Genomic DNA, 17,936 nt, shown 5'->3' on the forward strand with positions numbered 1-17,936 from the left:
ACTCCCAATTTGTTCTTTTTACTTTTATTCACCTATCTTTGAAAGCCCGCTTCACTTTTGAGAAAAAGCCATCATCTTGTTCATCTACACCTTGTCCGCTGATATCACTGAACTCACGAAGCAATTCCTTTTGTTTTTCCGTTAATTTCTTAGGCGTGACAACCAATACGACCACATGCTGATCTCCTTGGCCATATCCTCTGACATTCGGAACTCCTTTGCCCTTTAAACGGAAACGAGTGCTAGTTTGTGTACCTGCTGGAATCTTCAGCTTCACTTTTCCATGCAGCGTCGGAACTTCTATTTCATCGCCTAATGCTGCCTGGGCAAAAGTAACCGGCATTTCACAATAAATATCATCGCCATCCCGTTCAAAGAATTCATGGCTGCGCACATGGAAGACTACATACAGGTCTCCTGCGGGGCCGCCATTGATTCCAGGCTCGCCTTGGCCTGTTACGCGCAACTGCTGGCCATCATCAATTCCTGCTGGCACCTTGACTTGGATTTTTTTACGTTTTTGGACTTTTCCGTCGCCGCCGCATGTTGAACATTTATTAGGAATGATTTTTCCTGTTCCTTGACAATGGTGACATGCTCTCCGGTTCACAATCCTTCCGAAAGCTGTGTTTTGTTCAACATTCAATTGACCGGTTCCATGACAATGTGAACAGTTTTCCACCTTTGTACCTGGTTTGGCACCGGATCCTTTACATGTACCGCAATCCTCTTCACGCGGAATTTCGATCTCAGTATCTTTTCCGAATGCAGCCTCTTCAAACGAAAGCGTCATCGTATACTGTAAATCCGCTCCTTGACGCGGTGCATTAGGATCTCTCCTGCGTCCGCCGCCACCAAAGAAGCTACTGAAAATATCTTCAAAACCGCCGAAACCGCCAAAGTCCTGACCGCCAAAGCCTTGATTGGGATCTGTATGTCCGAATTGGTCATAATGGGCTTTTTTCTGTTCGTCACTCAATACTTCGTAAGCTTCCTTGATTTCCTTGAATTTATCCGCAGCATCGTCCGCTTTATTAATATCAGGGTGATATTGTTTGGAGAGCTTTCGATACGCTTTTTTGATTTCATCCTTCGAAGCACTTTTCGAAAGGCCTAACACCTCATAATAATCGCGTTTACTCATATCTAAAATCCACTCCCGATTCGATTCACATAAAGGTAATATTATCACTGAACGAAGATAATAATCAACTAGAAAAGTACAAACGGCTTTAACACATTTTTGCAAATGGCATTGCCAGCCCCAATTTGCACACATTTTCCTCTAAAATCCCACGATTCCCCATCAGTGATTGCAACAATGTTTCCATTCACTGTAAAAAAAGCCAAAGTCAAGATAACCTGACTTTGACTTTTTTACAATGGGGCAGAATACTGCCCGATATATCAGTGTCCCGATTGGGGCACTTTTTATTTTTTCTCTTCTTCGTTTACTTCAGTGTATTCAGCATCAACGACATTATCGTCTTGAGCTGACTCGCCAGCACCCGCTTCGCCAGCTTGCTGAGCTTTTGCCGCTTCTTCATAAAGCTTCATTGTCAAAGCTTGAACGATTTCGTTAAGTGCATCTTTTTTCACGCGGATTTCTTCAAGCTCATTTTTCTCGATTGCAGCTTTCAGTTCATCCTTCGCTTCATTCGCTTTTGTCACTTCCGCTTCGTCCACTTTACCTTCTAGATCTTTAAGCGTTTTTTCCGTTTGGAAAACTAATTGATCTGCTTCGTTACGAAGTTCAACTTCTTCTTTGCGTTGTTTATCGCTATCGGCATTTTCTTCCGCTTCACGTACCATGCGTTCGATCTCTTCATCAGAAAGGCCTGAAGATGATTTGATGGTGATTGCTTGTTCTTTGTTCGTACCAAGATCTTTTGCACGAACGTTCACGATACCGTTTTTATCGATATCGAATGTCACTTCAACTTGCGGAACTCCACGCGGTGCCGGTGGAATGTCACTCAATTGGAAACGACCAAGAGTTTTGTTATCCGCTGACATTGGACGCTCACCTTGAAGGACATGGATATCAACTGCCGTTTGATTATCAGCCGCTGTCGAGAATACTTGTGATTTACTTGTCGGAATCGTAGTATTACGGTCGATCAGTTTCGTGAATACTCCGCCCATCGTTTCAATTCCAAGTGAAAGTGGAGTTACATCAAGAAGGACAACGTCTTTAACATCACCTGTCAATACGCCACCTTGAATTGCAGCACCCATAGCCACCACTTCATCAGGGTTTACACCTTTGCTTGGTTCTTGACCGATTTCCTTTTTGATCGCTTCAACGACAGCAGGAATACGTGTAGATCCACCAACAAGGATTACTTTGTCGATTTCAGATGCTGAAAGACCGGCATCTTTCAATGCTTGACGAGTAGGTCCCATCGTACGTTCCACAAGACCTGTGGAAAGCTCATCGAATTTAGCTCTAGTCATCGTTACATCCAAGTGAAGCGGGCCAGCTTCTCCAGCAGTGATGAACGGTAAAGAAATTTGAGTTGACGTTACGCCGGAAAGATCTTTCTTCGCTTTTTCAGCTGCATCTTTCAAACGTTGAACCGCCATTTTATCTTTTGAAAGGTCGATTCCGTTTTCTTTCTTGAATGCTTCAACCAGGTAATCGATGATGACTTGGTCGAAATCATCCCCACCTAGACGGTTGTCGCCTGCTGTGGACTTAACTTCGAAAACGCCGTCTCCAAGTTCCATGATCGATACGTCAAATGTACCGCCGCCAAGGTCGAATACAAGGATCGTTTGATCTTCTTCCGTTTTATCCAAACCGTATGCAAGTGCTGCAGCTGTCGGTTCGTTGATGATACGTTCCACTTCAAGGCCGGCAATTTGACCAGCATCCTTGGTTGCTTGACGTTCTGCATCATTGAAGTAAGCAGGTACAGTGATAACCGCTTTAGTGACTTTTTCGCCAAGATACTCTTCAGCGTATGATTTCAAGTATTGAAGGATGATTGCAGAAACTTCTTGAGGTGAGTATTCTTTTCCTTCAATTACTTCTTTATGGTTGGTACCCATATGGCGTTTAATGGAAATGATCGTGTTAGGGTTTGTAATCGCTTGGCGTTTTGCCACTTCCCCAACTTGCCTTTCTCCATTTTTGAATGCCACTACGGATGGTGTTGTACGGTTTCCTTCCGGATTCGGGATTACTTTTGGTTCCCCGCCTTCAAGTACAGATACACAAGAGTTTGTTGTACCTAAGTCAATACCAATAATCTTGCTCATAGTTTCACTACCTCCCAATTATTTATATGTAAAAATCCTATTCGTTCACTTTTACCATTGCAGGTCGAATCACACGGTCTTTAAGAAGGTATCCTTTTTGGAATTCCTCGACGACGATGTTCGAACCGAAGTTTTCATCTTGAACTTGCATGACCGCTTGATGCAAACGCGGATCGAACTCTTCGCCAACCGAACTGATCGGTTCGATGCCTTCTTTAGCCAATGCACCAGTAATCGCTTTATAGACCATTTCCATGCCGGATAGCAAGGATTTCGTCTGTTCATTTTCCGCTTCGATTTTTGTTGCTCTTTCAAAATTATCAAGAGCCTCCACTAAATCACTAGCAATACTTTGAACTCTATATTTTTGAGCCGCCTCCATATCAAGCTTGGCACGGCGTCTTGAATTATCAAAATCGGCCTGCAGACGAAGATAACGGTTATCCATTTCTTCGATTTTCGCCTCAAGTTCGGCAATTTTTTCTTGAGCCAATTGAAGTTCATCTTTTTCAACAGGACCATCGTTTTCTTCCGCTGCTGGAATTTCTCCTTCAGCGAAAACTGCTTCTGCAGCGCTTTCCTCGATTGTTTCATTTTCCAATGTTTGTTCTTCGTTTTTATTTTCTGTCACAATCTCACCTCCCTAAAAGGGTTATACAATTTATGCTAAAGTAATATGCCAGGCCGCGGAATACACTCCTCCGCCACCTTAACAATATTACCTTTGCTACTATTTTTGATACAGTTTTGTCATCAGGGCCGTTAAATCTTTCGAGAAAAACGAAAGCAAACTGATCACTCTCGAATATTCCATTCTCGTTGGACCCAATATGGCCAATGTGCCAACTTGCTCCTGCCCGATTGAGTAGGTTGCCGTAATCAAACTGCAGTCATCGAGCACTGTGTTTTGATTTTCACGGCCGATCTTGACGTGGATGCCCGATGGATTTTGAGTAATTAGTTCATAAAATCCCTGTTCCTGCTCAATCATCGATAAAAGCGTGCTTACTTTCGCAATATCATGGAACTCCGGCTGCCTCAGCATATTCGTTTTCCCGCCGAAAAATATTTTTTCGGGCTTTGTGTCCGTCAGGGTCTCCGCAAGGACCGAGACCATCGATCCATAGTTATGAATGTGGCGGCTCAATAGAACGGCCACTTCCTTATAGATCTTATCCTTTAGATCAACTAGCGGAACATCGACCAAACGGGAATTCAATATATTCACCATCTTTTCAATTTCATTTATATCAAAAGAAGGCGGTAAGGAAATCATTCGATTTTCCACATGACCTGTATCCGTAATAATGATGGCTATTGCCGTTTCAGGACTTAAGGGAATGATCTGGATTTTTTTCAGCTTATGCTCATTCACTTTTGGTCCGAGTACAATCGCCGTATAATTCGTCAGTTCCGAAAGTATTTTCGCTGACTTCTGAACGATCTTTTCCAATTCATAAATTCGTTCTACAAAAACGGATTTTAAAATCTTCACTTCATTCTTTTTCGGAGCTTGAGGAGAAAGTAAATGATCCACATAATATCTATACCCTTTTTCAGAAGGGATCCTACCGGAAGAAGTATGGGTTTTTTCTAAAAACCCCATTTCTTCAAGGTCAGACATTTCGTTGCGAATTGTGGCAGAGCTGAACGTGATTTCATCTTTCTTCGACAAGCTTCGTGACCCGACTGGCTGGGCAGAATGGATGAAATCCTCGATTATCACTTGTAGAATCAATAATTGACGATCAGTTAGCATGTATGATCACCTCTGTTAGCACTCTGTCTCATCGAGTGCTAATATACTAATAAATTATCAAATGCAGCTTATGATGTCAACAATGAAAACCGCTAATTCATCGTTAAAATAACATGGATTTCCTTCAGTCGGAATCAATAACGCCTAAAAATGTTTGGAACACTTCATTTCCAAGCAGTTTGCCCCGCTCAGTCAAGCGCACGAACCCGCCTTCCACCTTAAGCAAACCCTTTGCCGATCCTTCTTCGAGCGGTTTCCTGAAAATCTCCGTCATTTCTACAAAAAATTTATTCTTGAAGATTTCCAATGAAACCCCTTGCGTTTTCCGGAGACCCAAAAACATCTCCTCTTCCATCCGTTCATGAAGCGGTACTGGATGTTCTTCCAACACAGGCAGCTCGTTCGAAAGCAATGGAGTGATATATTTCTTCACTGGCCCATGATTGGCCACCCTTTTACCTCCAGTATAGCCATGTGCACCAGCACCAATCCCATAATACTCCACATTATCCCAATATGTCAGGTTGTGCCTGCTTTCAAACCCAGCCCGGGCAAAATTACTGATTTCATATTGATGCAGACCATGCTTCTCCATCTCTTCCATCAGCCTCTCATACATCGAAGCCTCGAGCTCCTGCGGCGGCAGGTTTAATTTACCTCTTCGCATCTGATTATAAAAAACCGTCTTCGGCTCAACGATCAATGAGTAGCTTGAGTAGTGCGGCAATTGAAGCGCGATCGCTTTATCCAGCGTATCCTTGAAATCTTCCATCGTTTGGCCCGGCAATCCATAAATCAAGTCGATGCTTATATTCGTAAAGCCAACTTCTTGAGCCAAATGGATCGTTTCATATACTTCTGAAGCCCGGTGAGTCCGGCCAATTCGTTTTAATAATTCATCATTGAAGCTTTGCACTCCAAAGCTAAGTCTATTGACCCCTGAATCATAAAGTATCTTGAGTTTTTCCCTTGAAAGATCCCCGGGATTGGCTTCAAAGGTATATTCAGCCTTCTTGGGATCAAAGGGCAGGGTTTCATTGATTGCTTCACATAAGAATGCAAGCTGCTTTTCATCCAGTGAGGTCGGTGTCCCTCCACCGACGAAAACCGTATCCAACCCTGCAGTCGGGTATTTGGAAAGCTGCATCACCATTTCCCTTTTCATCATCTGTAAATATTCGTCGACCGGCTGTCCCTGCAAAAATACTTTATTGAAATCACAATAGTGACAAATATGTTCACAAAATGGTATATGGAGGTAAGCGCTTTTGATCATTGTGTTCACAACCTTTTAATCGAATGAGTCGATAGAAAAAGAGGCTAGATCTCCTCTACCCTCTTTTTTCTAACTATCGTTTATTTTATTTATTTTTTGGGTGTCGTATCATCCATTTTCAAAACAGCCATGAAAGCTTCTTGCGGAACTTCAACGGAACCTACTTGTTTCATCCGCTTTTTACCTTCTTTCTGTTTTTCGAGCAACTTACGTTTACGGGAAATATCGCCGCCGTAACATTTAGCCAATACGTTTTTGCGCATTGCACTAATCGAAGAACGGGCGATGATTTTTTGCCCGATCGCCGCTTGGATCGGCACTTCGAATTGTTGCCTTGGAATCAATTTCTTCAATTTTTCAACAATGACTTTACCGCGTTCATAAGCAAAGTCCTTATGAACGATGAAACTTAAAGCATCGACAGTTTCAGCATTCAGTAAAATATCCATCTTCACAAGCTTGGACGGTTTGTAGCCGATCAGCTCATAATCGAATGAAGCATAGCCTCTTGTATTGGATTTCAATTGATCGAAGAAATCATACACGATTTCCGATAATGGAATTTCATAATGAATGCTCACACGAGTCTCATCGATATATGCCATATCAATGAAGTTACCGCGTTTATTTTGACAGATTTCCATGATCGCCCCGACAAACTCCGTCGGTGCCATCATCGTTGCTTTGACATATGGCTCCTCGACACGTTCGATCTTTTGAGCATCAGGCATATTGGACGGGTTATCCACTTTCAGGACCGTTCCGTCCGTTTGCACCACATCATAAATAACACTCGGTGCAGTGGTGATCAGATCGATTTTGAATTCACGTTCAATCCGTTCCTGGATGATTTCCATATGAAGGAGTCCAAGGAATCCGCAACGGAAACCGAAGCCCAATGCTTGCGATGATTCCGCTTCGAACTGAAGCGCTGAATCGTTCAATTCCAATTTCTCCAATGCATCGCGTAAATCATTGAATTTCGATGCGTCAATTGGGTATAAACCGCAATATACCATCGGATTCATCTTCCTGTAACCCGGCAATGGTTCTGTCGCACTATTCACGGCACTCGTGATCGTATCACCGACAGTCGTATCACCAACGTTTTTAATGGATGCCGTAAGGAAACCTACATCACCGACGTTCAGTTCATCCAAAAGCTGTGTTTTAGGGTTGAAAACACCCAATTCGGTAACATCGAATTCCTTGCCAGTGGACATCATTTTGATTTTGTCGCCCACTTTAATGGAACCCTCAACAACACGGATATAGGCAACTACACCGCGGTACGCATCAAACAGTGAATCGAAAATAAGCGCCTTGAAAGGAGCATCCGGATCACCTTGCGGAGCTGGAACCAATTCAACTACCTGTTCCAAAATCTCCTCGATTCCGATTCCGGCTTTAGCCGAAGCCAAAACTGCATCGGAAGCATCCAATCCGATCACTTCCTCGATTTCTCCGCGCACCCGTTCCGGATCTGCACTCGGCAAATCAATTTTATTGATGACCGGAATGATTTCAAGGTTGTTGTCCAAAGCTAAATACACATTTGCAAGCGTTTGGGCCTCAATTCCCTGTGCCGCATCGACAACAAGGACAGCGCCTTCACAAGCTGCAAGGCTTCGTGACACTTCATACGTAAAATCGACATGTCCCGGTGTATCAATAAGATGGAAGATGTATTCTTCTCCATCTTTCGCGTTATATTTCAATTGAATCGCATTCAATTTAATCGTAATTCCACGCTCACGCTCTAAATCCATGGAATCCAACAGCTGACTCTTCATTTCACGCTGAGTCATGGCGTTCGTTTTTTCAATGATACGATCCGCCAATGTAGATTTACCATGATCGATATGAGCGATGATGGAAAAGTTACGAATTTTTGATTGTCTTTTTAATTTTTCTTCTCTATTCATGACGTTCACTCCCACTAGTCGACACAATACACTATTTTTTATTATATCAATAGAAAATGCAAGATTCAACAGAATAGTTACAAAAGAAGCATCATTGCAGGACAAAGCATAAAAAAAGGCTGCATCCCGGATTCGGATGCAGCCTTTTGCAGGGCACAATCAACTTATTTCCTGCCTAAATCATATCAATAAGGGCTTGAAAGGCACCTGATATGGTTTCTCCAAGCGTTTTGCCGATCGATGAGAAAAAGTTGAAAGCTTTCATTTCTTCAAGCTTTTCTTTTTTCGTCTCCAAATCATGACTCGTCACTTTTTCGCCAAGGATATCCGCTTCCATCTCCCCTTGGTCCGATTGGTTAATGATGAATGCACTATTCAAAGAGGGATCTTCATACCCCTTCATTTTTTTCATCCCGTCGTTCGCTTGCTGCATCCCGATTAGAACACCTAAAAATAATACGAGCACAATCCCTGTACATTTCAACCAAAATCGAACCATGATAAGAGAACTCCTTTCAAATTACCTCGCTTCCGAATCCCCGGTCGGGTTATCCACTGCTTTGGCATCCCAGTAAAATTCACTGAAAACCTCGGTAAAGGCATCAACGGTCAAGTACATTTCCTCGAAAGTATTATCAACACCGCCAACTTCAATAAGCATGGCATTGCCTGATAAATCCTGATTATATATACCATTATGGCTAGATCCGCCCTGTTTCATAACCCCTCGGGAAATACCTGGGTATTTTTTCTCCAATGCTTTATGAAGCTTATTGGCAAGCGCGGCATTTTTTTCATAGTTCGGGTTATTCCCCCCGATCACGAAGGCGATCTTGGCATACTCTTTACCTCTGATTGTAATTGTCGTATGTTTCTTCCGCTTTGAATCGCGGTGGATATCAATCAGGTATTCTAAATCTTTGTTATTGGCCAATGCCGTCTGGACCGATTTTCGTGATTCTTGATACGATTTGGCATAATTCAATCCTTTATTATTCAGATTTCCCATGATATCCGTTTTATCGAGCGAGGAGCCGATCCCCTTATCAGCCAAATCTTCAACCATCCGTTCCCCGAGTTTCGTAATATTGATTTTAGAATGGTAGGCTAGATCGGGGTCTGTCACCCCTTTTAAATATGGAAGATATGACTCCCGGTTATGGCTATGGTATATCTCGACCACTTTCCGGCCATTGGTCGTTTGATTCGGCTGATTGGTCACTCCTTTATCCGGTTCTTTAATCTCATCCAGGTTTTGAAGGGATGCATCCCTTTCTTCATTCAGGACATCCACTGGCGGTGAAGATTCATACGGCATATTCGTATAATTCGTTCCTTCCCCAGCAACGAGGATCTCATTATCAAAAATCGAAAAGCCAGGAAGCTCCCTTCCCAGTAAACTTCGCGGGTCCTCAAGTGAAATGTTGGTCGAGACTTTTATCAATTGATTCGTGATGATCGATTCCTGCTTACCTTCCGGCAGGGCATTAAAAAGATAATGATTTTCGTTGGCCAGCATCGAAAACAGCATTTTTCCCGAGAATTGATTGGCTACAGTATGTACGGAGTTAGAAGATATCCGATACTCCGGTCTTAGGGAAGTCATGACCCCACTGACTGAAAAAACAAAAAGAAGCAAGGCGAGAATACCTAGAAAAGTTTTTATTATTGTTGATCCGTGAATGGCTGTTATGATTCCTGGGGAATTTCTTCTTTTCATCTTTCCACCCTCTCTATAGCTTGTCTATTAATACCTATGACTTTGCTAGAAAGGGTAGAACACCATTTTTGGGCACTGAAAGTGATTTAACGGGTGTAATAGCCGGCATTATCTTGATTTATTGAATGATGCAAGGCTGCATTTAAACCATTGGCTATCAAATTGGCCATATCCTCGATGAAAACATCGACTTCTTTTGGTGTAACCATCAAATTTTGACCAAGCGGTGACAGTACCTCATAAATCAACTTCCGTTTCTCTTCATCAGGGAGGACACCTATCATTCCCAAGAAGGTTTGGCGCTCCTTTTCACCTGGCATATCCTCTTCGGTCAGCTTTGTGCGCTTCCCAAAACTGAATCCAGCTGGTGCCAACGAACGTGATGGCCTGTCCCCTTCATTCAGTTCCTTGCCAAAGTGCTTCAAAATATAATCTATCGTATCGCTGGCAATGGATACGGCATCCACGACAGTAGGTATTCCTATTGCTATAACAGGAACTCCCAGTGTATCCTGGCTCAATTCTTTTCGTTTATTTCCCACACCAGACCCTGGATGGATGCCTGTATCCGTAATTTGAATCGTAGAGTTCACCCGTTCGATCGAACGGGCAGCCAATGCGTCAACGACGATAAGGAAATCAGGATTACTTTTTTCGATGACGCCTTTTATGATGTCACTCGTCTCGATTCCGGTAATCCCCATCACCCCAGGGGAAATGGCACTGACCGGCCGATAGCCTTCCTTGACGGACTCTGGCTGCAATTCGAACAAATGTCTTGTGACCACAAGGTTCTCAACGACTGCAGGCCCCAAGGCATCGGGGGTAACATTCCAATTACCAAGACCGACAACCAAACAACTGCTTTCTTTTGTGATTTTATTCCGTTTCAAGAAGTAAGCCAGTTCGTTGGCGAACACCTTTTCCACCCGTTGCTGCGTTTCCGTATCCTGCTGGCGGATTCCCTGCACTTCGATGGTCAAATAACTGCCCTGTTTCTTACCGATTTCTTTTTCTCCCTCAGCCGTGACCTCAACTAAGGATACCTTCAAATCATCCACATCTTTTTCCTTAATAATGACCCCTTCGATGCGGGAAACATCCACTTCCTCTACTACACCTTTATGTTCAAGGGCAATTTCCTTTGCTTCAATCGCCAAATCTGTCCGAATTCCGTATTCACTAAGGTCCAATTTATTTTCCATAACGGCCTCCTGATGTTTGAATTGTATCTAATCTAGTATTTTCAATAGTCTCTCTTAAACATTCTGTCGTTTTTGCTTTTTTATTATTCATTTTTTTGGTACAATGAATGATGACGAGATGAATTTATTACTGAAATTATAATTCCTTTTCGATTCTCAATCTGAAGTATTGCATATTTATGAGCAGTCTGATAGAATATCACTTGTGCTATTTGATATGGATTTGAAAAGTCGAGTTCATATAATCTCGATTTCTTTGTAGGAGGTGAACGGAATGCCAAACATTAAATCTGCTATTAAACGTGTAAAAATCAACGACAAAAAACGCGTTCATAACATTACTGTTAGATCAACTATGCGTACTACAGTGAAAAACGCTGAAGTTGCATTAGCTGGTGAAAACGTTGAAGCTGCTAAAGAAGCTCTTTTAACAGCTGCTGTGAAATTAGACAAAGCTGCATCTAAAGGATTAATCCATAAAAATGCGGCAGCCCGTAAAAAATCTCGTTTAGCGAAAAGACTTAACGCTCTTAACGCATAATGACAAAAAATTAAACGATCCAATCGGATCGTTTTTTTTGTGCCGTTTTTTGCATAAAAAAGGTGACAGGAAATCTGCCACCTTTTTTATCATCTAATTTTTAAAAGCAGCAGCTCAAGCGTGATTGCCTTATCTGCTTGGCCGGTCTTCATTTTATAATCCGCTTCCGCTAAGTCGTTCATGATGCTCAACAACTCGCGTTCCTGGAATTTCCCCGTCTTTTCAAGTGCCAGCTTTACCCTGTAAGGGTGCACCTTCAGTTGACCCGCAATTTTTTGCTGGCTATAGCCCTGACGGGAAAGCTCCTTCACTTGATACATGAGCCTGACCTGACCTGCCATGACACTCAAGATCTTGATCGGCTCTTCATTCTGCCTGAGAAGATCGTGCAGTATCGTCATGGCACTCTCCATTTTTCTCTGTAACACATGATCAACAAGTGTGAAGATATTCTGTTCAAGGGATTTTGCGACCAGCTTTTCCACTACCTCGACTGTAATGTGCTTCTCAGCTTCCGTATAAAGCACCATTTTATCCAGTTCATTCGTCAGCATCATCAGATTCGTTCCTGTAAGTTCAAGTAAAAGCTCTGTAGCCTGCTCATCTATTCGGACCGAAGAAGCTTCGACCCTCTCCTTCACCCATCCCTTTAACTCATGATCACCAAGCTTCTTCGCTTCAACGAGAACCGCCTTACGCTTCAGTTCCTTGGTGATTTTTTTCCGTTCATCCAGTTTCTCATAAGGTGCGGTCAATACGACAATAGAATATGGAACCGGGTCAGCCAAATACGCTTCCAGTCTTTTCACATTATGCTCAACTCTTGACTTCGTTTTTTCAGCTGTCAAAAAAAATGGGTTTTGCATGAAGACAAGGCGCCTTTCCCCGATAAACGGGAGGGTTTCGACATCTTCAAGCGCAGTTTCAACAGGCGTCTCTTCTAAATCAAATTGAGAAAAGTTAAAATCCATCTCATCTTCATGAAGGACATTGTCGATCAATAGCTGCTTCGTTTCATTAATTAGATAGGCTTCCGTCCCATATAACAAGTATACTGGCGCGAATTGCCCTTTTTTTATACTTTTCCAAACGTCTAATACCAATAGAATCCGCCTCTTTACTATGTATTCTTCTCTAATGGTATAGGTGGATGGACCATTTGACAAGCTATAAAGGGAACTAGCCCTTAAAAGGGCTAATTCCGGATCTATATGAACACTTTCAAGAAAGGCCCGGGTAATCTCCCTTGAAAGCGGGTAGAGTATTCATGTAGAACAAATGAGCTTTTCGTTTTCGCTTGCTTTGTTTGTACTTTTATTTTGACCTCAAAATCCCAAACTATTTGTGACAACTCTTGTCAGTAAAGGAAATGAAGGAATGAAGCCTGTAGATTTTTTTTTGGTAATGTTTTATACTATTAGCAGAAATAGGAGGGGTAAATAATGAACGAATTCGAAAAGAATGTTCAATCAAAGACAGATGACGTCGCTGATTCCGCTATAGGATTCATCGGTTCTTTTGTATTTTTCGCTGCCATGTTCACCATAGCTGTCGTCATTAAAGCTGTCGGATCCTGATTTCATTCATTACATGCACTTATTTTTCCTGATGGGGGCTGCTGCTGCAGTCCCTTTCTTTTTGATTTTCTATATACTATGGGAGAGTCTTCAGAAAGGTTCCACTGCTTTTGTAATACTTGTAAATAATAGAACCATCCTCGTCCGTCCTGAACACTTTTATGCCATTCCCCTCCAAATTCCCAATTACGTCTCCATGAGGGTGCCCGTAGCGGTTATCTTTTCCAACTGAAATAAGCGCCGCTTTCGGCTGCAGCTGTTCAAGGAAGGGCGCGGAAGAAGACGTTTTACTGCCATGGTGACCGACCTTCAAGATATCCGCCTGCAACTGCGGAAATGTTCTCAAAAGTTCCCTCTCCCCTTCTTCTCCCATATCGCCGGTCAATAACCATGACACTCCGCCAAGCTCCGTGAATAGAACGATGGATGAATCATTCTTATCTTCCTCTTGCTTAAATGGACTTAGCACAGCAAACCGCACTCCGCCCGCCACCCATTGGTCCCCCCTTTTCAGGACGGTCATTTTCACTTTTTTCTCTCTCGCCACGGCTACAAGATCCATATCCCTATATTGCTCTTCACTCCAGCCTCCAATGATGATCTCCGCAACTTTAAAATTATCTATTAATTCTTTTGCACTTCCCATATGATCTGCATCCGGATGGGTTAAAATCAATTTGTCCAATTGGTGGATTCCTTTACTTTTCAATAATGGAATAATGATATCATCCGCCGTGTTGAACTTCTTTCGCTTTATCGCCCATGCATCGATTGGAAATGTAATTTGCCCGCCCGTATCAATTAAATAATTACCGCGATTGAAAGGCAGGGAAATGAAAATGGAGTCACCTTGTCCTACGTCGATTATTTGCACTTCACCGAAAGGCGAGAACCTTTGTAAGTTATATTGCAAAAGTAAAAGGACGATTATCATTCCGCACCAGATTTTACTTTTTTCAAAGGATACTTCCCAAGACAGGCATAACCCTATAAGGAAAATAACAAGTAGTAACATCATGAGGAAAGGCGGCTTTCCAAACGGTATGGAAGCGAGCGGCAATCCTGATGCTGCATCTGCGGCTTTATTGCAGAGTACGAAGGTGAAATTCAATAATGATATGAGAGGTTGACCAAAGGAAGGCAGTAATAAATGAATGAGGAGGGAAATCAGTGAAAATGGCAGCAATATGATGGAATAAAGCGGAACATACAATACGTTCAGAAACACTCCAAGTAAAGATACTTCAAAAAAGTGAAAAAGCAAAATCGGAAGGGCTGCCAGTTGGCAGATGGAACTGAGGATGAATAGCTGCATCGATTTCTTCGGGTATTGCAAGAAGATGCTTGTAGACATGATAATGGAGAATGTGACCGCGAATGAAAGCTGAAAACCTATATCATAGAGCATATTAGGCCGAAAAAACAAAAGTGCCAAATAAGTCGAACCAATTGCGGCACCCGCTGAAATCCGCTTCTTGAATAGCAGGAGTAGAAAGAAAAGCATAGCCATTGAACAGGATCGCACCACTGATGGACTGGCACCTGAAAGTAACATGTAAACCGGAAGGAAGAGTAAGATGGCCATCATCATTCTTTCCCGTGTAATCCCGACCCTGATGCCGATGTAAAATAACACCCCCGTTAAAAAACTGACATGAAGGCCGGAAATCGCCAGTAAATGAACCAACCCCAACCGCTGATAATTAGTAAGGTCCCCTTCATCTATATATCTCTGGTCACCGAATATGAGCGCTGTGACAAAACCGCTCGACTCTTCAGGAAAGTGTTCTCTAATATATGCAATCCCCTTCAGGCGCAAATTACGAATCGAAAGCAGAATCGAGTTTCCACCTTCTTTGCATTCTTGAAATGAAATGGAATCCGCTTTGAATATCCAATGGGTGCCTTGGCGGAAAAGATAACGCTGGTAATCGAAACTGTTTTCATTCCTGTTTTTCTCGGGAATTTGCAATGTCCCTTCAGCCGGACAAGATAAACCGATTCGCAGAAACTGACTAAGCTTTTCCTGTTCCAATTCGGTCGTGATTTTATAACGAAGCAATAGCCGTTCGCCTTTCTCACTGCCAATGAATCCTTTTAATGAATTTCCATCTATATTCGGTTGGTCGGTAAATGTGATGATAAATTGGCTTTCCGTTCCATGATAGGCAGTTTTGTTTCGGTGATCGGAGAAGGAGGCGGCCCCTAAAAATATCCCCATGATCACCAAATGAAAACTAAGGGCCTTCACACTTAAGCCCACCGAAAAATAAAGGAAACAGAGAAAAATTAGGATAATGATCAGCAGCCTTACATTTAAAAGAGAATGGGCCGTAACACCAAATGTAGCTGAAACGGCCAGTAAGATAAGATGTCTGGCCATGCCTGCCCCCCGTCCTATTTAATTTTCGAATATCTGATTGGCCTGCTTTTCCAGTTCCAATAAATCTTCTTTTCCCAGACCGTTTTGTTCAAGTTGAGCTAGCAATGAGAATACAAAGTCCTTTTTTTGTTTTCCATTCACATCGATGGCCCCTTTTGCTTCAACCTTCTCGGTCTTGACACCCGCCTGTTTGAATAATTCGAGGGCATATGGATGATTTTTGTAATCCTCGGCATAATAAACGGCCTTTATGCCAGCTTGGATGAGTGATTTACAGCACTGAAGACACGGAAAATGCGTCACATATATTTCCGCCTGATCAGTCGGCACCCCAAATTTCGCACATTGTAAAAGTGCATTCATTTCTGCATGTATCGTTCTGACACAATGGTTATCAATTACATAACAGCCGTCATCAATACAATGCGTCCCTCCCGCAATGGACCCATTATATCCCCCAGCAATGATTCGATTGTCCCTGACGATGGTCGCCCCTACAGTGAGGCGTGTACATGTGCTTCTTAAAGCTAATAAATGGCTTTGTGCCATGAAATATTGATCCCAACTAATTCTGTTCATGTTGTATCCCCTTACCCCTAGAATGATTTTCTTCAATTTTACCCTCTTCCTGTCCATTTGTGTAGCATTCATTTCACCGAAATGGAATCCCGTAACCTTTCAAACGTTTTATCGCCGATTCCCGTAACCTGCTTCAATTCATCGACCTCCTTGAATTTCCCTATCGTCTCCCTGTATTCCAGGATCGCATTCGCTTTGGATGGTCCAATTCCCGTCAAGGTTTGCAAATCTTCCTGTGTAGCAGTATTCAAGTTCACCAGCCCTCCTGACGTACCCTTAGTGATGGCATCACCAGACGTCCCGACTTGTATATTCTCCAAGTCCCCTTTGTCTTCTTCACCTATTTCCGGAACATAAATGACCATTTGATCTTCGATGATTTGGGCAAAATTCACTTTATCCGTGTCAGCCTTTTCCGTAAAACTGCCCGCAGCCGAAATCAAATCAATCACCCGATCACCTGCCTGTGCAGTAAAGATGCCCGGGGACTTGACCGCTCCTTTAACATCCACTTTAATGATCTCAGGCTCGGCAGCAGATTCATTTACACTTTGTTCCATTTCAGCTTCTTTTGCAGTAATCGAAAATATATCTTCCGTATCAGCCGGATCCTCCCCTTGTTGAGAAAAAAAGTAAATGCCCCCTGCCACAAACGCCACAGCAACGGTAATCATCGTCATTTTCCTTTTTAAAATCCCTTCCATTTCTTTACCTCCTTATTGGATTTCGCACGATACATTGTCATAGGACAGATTAAAAATACATAGTGTTTTTAGGAGAATCAATCGCTTTAAGTGAGAGGAGTTGATCGGAATTGAAGAAAATCGGTGTTATCGGAACCGGAAATATGGGTACCATTTTAATCGAGGCATGGCTGGAGGCAAAAATATTGAATCCGGCAGATCTAATCATTACAAATCGCACACTTTCCAAAGCATTGGTGCTGAAAGAGAAACATCCGGGTATAAAGGTTGCGGAAAGCGCAGCCGAAATCGTCGAACAAGCGGACTTTATCTTTCTCTGTGTAAAACCATTGCAAATTAACAGCCTATTACAAGGCATCAAACAGCATATAAAAAGGGATCAGCTGGTTATTTCCATCACAAGCCCGCTTTCCGTCTCCCAGCTCGAATCGGCAGTGAATGCACCCTGTGCCCGCTTTATCCCGAGTATAACGAACCGTGTGGGTTCAGGCGTATCGTTACTGAGTTTCAGCGAGAGCTGCAGTAAGGAGAAAGTGTCAGCTTTATTTGATTTGGCCTCCGCCATATCGGCACCGGTCATCATTGAAAATGATATCACCCGGGTAGCTTCCGATATTGTCAGCTGCGGCCCTGCCTTCTTCAGCTATTTAGCTCAAGCTTTCATTGACGCGGCTTGCCAAACGACGAAGATAGATAAAGAAACGGCTACGACTTTGACTGAGAATATGCTGGTCGGCTTAGGGGAATTGCTCGGTAAAGGGGTTTATACATTGCCGACCTTACAGGAAAAGGTTTGTGTAAAAGGTGGAATAACAGGTGAGGGGATCAAGGTTTTAGAAGCTGAAACCGGGGAAATGTTCCATCATCTTTTTCAAGCGACACATGAAAAGTTTGCAGAGGATCTTCACGAAGTTGAAAAACAGTTCGGCCATCCTTATTAATATTCGTAATCAAAATCTCAATTCCTTCTAAAAGTAAAAAAAAGAAGAGGTCAGACCTCCTA

16 protein-coding genes are annotated in these 17,936 nt (G+C 42.7%); 3 read left to right on the forward strand and 13 right to left on the reverse strand.

Going from position 1 to position 17,936, the window contains the following annotated elements; genetic code table 11:
* Positions 1-28: 28 nt before the first annotated feature.
* From dnaJ to gpr, 9 genes are all read right to left on the reverse strand, one after another.
* On the reverse strand, positions 29-1,144 hold the full coding sequence (gene dnaJ / locus ACJ9PY_RS17845) for a molecular chaperone DnaJ (RefSeq protein WP_057278850.1): 1,116 nt from the start codon (positions 1,142-1,144) through the stop codon (positions 29-31).
* 287 nt (positions 1,145-1,431) lie between these two features.
* Positions 1,432-3,264 carry a molecular chaperone DnaK gene (gene dnaK / locus ACJ9PY_RS17850; RefSeq protein ID WP_034308533.1) on the reverse strand — a complete coding sequence of 611 codons (1,833 nt, stop codon included), beginning with the start codon at positions 3,262-3,264 and terminating at the stop codon, positions 1,432-1,434.
* A 37-nt stretch (positions 3,265-3,301) separates the two neighbouring features.
* Complete coding sequence (gene grpE / locus ACJ9PY_RS17855) at positions 3,302-3,895, reverse strand: nucleotide exchange factor GrpE (RefSeq protein WP_063575648.1); 594 nt, start codon at positions 3,893-3,895, stop codon at positions 3,302-3,304.
* Between the two features lie 99 nt (positions 3,896-3,994).
* Complete coding sequence (hrcA, locus tag ACJ9PY_RS17860; protein WP_048682856.1) at positions 3,995-5,023, reverse strand: heat-inducible transcriptional repressor HrcA; 1,029 nt, start codon at positions 5,021-5,023, stop codon at positions 3,995-3,997.
* 124 nt (positions 5,024-5,147) lie between these two features.
* On the reverse strand, positions 5,148-6,299 hold the full coding sequence (gene hemW / locus ACJ9PY_RS17865; protein ID WP_034308541.1) for a radical SAM family heme chaperone HemW: 1,152 nt from the start codon (positions 6,297-6,299) through the stop codon (positions 5,148-5,150).
* A gap of 89 nt (positions 6,300-6,388) precedes the next feature.
* Positions 6,389-8,224 carry a translation elongation factor 4 gene (gene lepA, locus ACJ9PY_RS17870; RefSeq protein WP_057278852.1) on the reverse strand — a complete coding sequence of 612 codons (1,836 nt, stop codon included), beginning with the start codon at positions 8,222-8,224 and terminating at the stop codon, positions 6,389-6,391.
* 175 nt (positions 8,225-8,399) lie between these two features.
* Positions 8,400-8,723, reverse strand: coding sequence for a YqxA family protein (locus tag ACJ9PY_RS17875; protein ID WP_053535740.1), 324 nt, complete (start codon positions 8,721-8,723; stop codon positions 8,400-8,402).
* A 21-nt stretch (positions 8,724-8,744) separates the two neighbouring features.
* Positions 8,745-9,944, reverse strand: a complete 1,200-nt coding sequence (gene spoIIP, locus ACJ9PY_RS17880; protein WP_034308549.1) for a stage II sporulation protein P — start codon at positions 9,942-9,944, stop codon at positions 8,745-8,747.
* Positions 9,945-10,030: 86 nt separating this feature from the next.
* Complete coding sequence (gene gpr / locus ACJ9PY_RS17885) at positions 10,031-11,149, reverse strand: GPR endopeptidase (protein ID WP_057278854.1); 1,119 nt, start codon at positions 11,147-11,149, stop codon at positions 10,031-10,033.
* Positions 11,150-11,423: 274 nt separating this feature from the next.
* On the opposite strand from gpr, the gene rpsT reads away from it, so the two are divergent.
* Positions 11,424-11,690 (forward strand): 30S ribosomal protein S20, encoded by a 267-nt coding sequence (rpsT, locus tag ACJ9PY_RS17890; protein ID WP_034308554.1) that lies wholly within the window; start codon positions 11,424-11,426, stop codon positions 11,688-11,690.
* Positions 11,691-11,779: 89 nt separating this feature from the next.
* On the opposite strand, the gene holA is transcribed toward rpsT, so the two are convergent.
* Positions 11,780-12,793, reverse strand: coding sequence for a DNA polymerase III subunit delta (holA, locus tag ACJ9PY_RS17895; protein ID WP_411738658.1), 1,014 nt, complete (start codon positions 12,791-12,793; stop codon positions 11,780-11,782).
* 339 nt (positions 12,794-13,132) lie between these two features.
* Between holA and ACJ9PY_RS17900 the strand changes: the two genes are divergently transcribed.
* Positions 13,133-13,267: a YqzM family protein gene (locus tag ACJ9PY_RS17900; protein WP_034308559.1), complete on the forward strand. Its 135-nt coding sequence runs from the start codon at positions 13,133-13,135 to the stop codon at positions 13,265-13,267.
* A 76-nt stretch (positions 13,268-13,343) separates the two neighbouring features.
* Here ACJ9PY_RS17900 and ACJ9PY_RS17905 read toward each other — a convergent pair whose 3' ends face one another.
* The 3 genes from ACJ9PY_RS17905 to ACJ9PY_RS17915 form a co-directional block, all read right to left on the reverse strand.
* Positions 13,344-15,650 (reverse strand): DNA internalization-related competence protein ComEC/Rec2, encoded by a 2,307-nt coding sequence (locus ACJ9PY_RS17905; RefSeq protein WP_411738659.1) that lies wholly within the window; start codon positions 15,648-15,650, stop codon positions 13,344-13,346.
* A gap of 18 nt (positions 15,651-15,668) precedes the next feature.
* Complete coding sequence (locus ACJ9PY_RS17910; RefSeq protein ID WP_057278857.1) at positions 15,669-16,229, reverse strand: ComE operon protein 2; 561 nt, start codon at positions 16,227-16,229, stop codon at positions 15,669-15,671.
* A 68-nt stretch (positions 16,230-16,297) separates the two neighbouring features.
* Positions 16,298-16,933 carry a helix-hairpin-helix domain-containing protein gene (locus ACJ9PY_RS17915; protein WP_411738660.1) on the reverse strand — a complete coding sequence of 212 codons (636 nt, stop codon included), beginning with the start codon at positions 16,931-16,933 and terminating at the stop codon, positions 16,298-16,300.
* A 110-nt stretch (positions 16,934-17,043) separates the two neighbouring features.
* Between ACJ9PY_RS17915 and comER the strand changes: the two genes are divergently transcribed.
* Entirely contained in the window at positions 17,044-17,874 is an 831-nt protein-coding gene (gene comER, locus ACJ9PY_RS17920) for a late competence protein ComER (protein WP_222619912.1), read from the forward strand.
* Positions 17,875-17,936 lie beyond the last annotated feature (62 nt).

It is taken from the genome of Peribacillus sp. S4 (assembly GCF_046715815.1).
In the GTDB taxonomy this organism is placed as follows: Bacteria; Bacillota; Bacilli; order Bacillales; family DSM-1321; genus Peribacillus; species Peribacillus frigoritolerans.

Coding starts and splice junctions, on each gene's coding strand:
- dnaJ (WP_057278850.1), bottom strand. CDS start 1,144: ATGAGTAAACGCGATTATTATGAGGTGTTAGGCCTTTCGAAAAGTGCT.
- dnaK (WP_034308533.1), bottom strand. CDS start 3,264: ATGAGCAAGATTATTGGTATTGACTTAGGTACAACAAACTCTTGTGTA.
- hrcA (WP_048682856.1), bottom strand. CDS start 5,023: ATGCTAACTGATCGTCAATTATTGATTCTACAAGTGATAATCGAGGAT.
- hemW (WP_034308541.1), bottom strand. CDS start 6,299: ATGATCAAAAGCGCTTACCTCCATATACCATTTTGTGAACATATTTGT.
- lepA (WP_057278852.1), bottom strand. CDS start 8,224: ATGAATAGAGAAGAAAAATTAAAAAGACAATCAAAAATTCGTAACTTT.
- ACJ9PY_RS17875 (WP_053535740.1), bottom strand. CDS start 8,723: ATGGTTCGATTTTGGTTGAAATGTACAGGGATTGTGCTCGTATTATTT.
- spoIIP (WP_034308549.1), bottom strand. CDS start 9,944: ATGAAAAGAAGAAATTCCCCAGGAATCATAACAGCCATTCACGGATCA.
- gpr (WP_057278854.1), bottom strand. CDS start 11,149: ATGGAAAATAAATTGGACCTTAGTGAATACGGAATTCGGACAGATTTG.
- rpsT (WP_034308554.1), top strand. CDS start 11,424: ATGCCAAACATTAAATCTGCTATTAAACGTGTAAAAATCAACGACAAA.
- ACJ9PY_RS17900 (WP_034308559.1), top strand. CDS start 13,133: ATGAACGAATTCGAAAAGAATGTTCAATCAAAGACAGATGACGTCGCT.
- ACJ9PY_RS17905 (WP_411738659.1), bottom strand. CDS start 15,650: ATGGCCAGACATCTTATCTTACTGGCCGTTTCAGCTACATTTGGTGTT.
- ACJ9PY_RS17910 (WP_057278857.1), bottom strand. CDS start 16,229: ATGAACAGAATTAGTTGGGATCAATATTTCATGGCACAAAGCCATTTA.
- ACJ9PY_RS17915 (WP_411738660.1), bottom strand. CDS start 16,933: ATGGAAGGGATTTTAAAAAGGAAAATGACGATGATTACCGTTGCTGTG.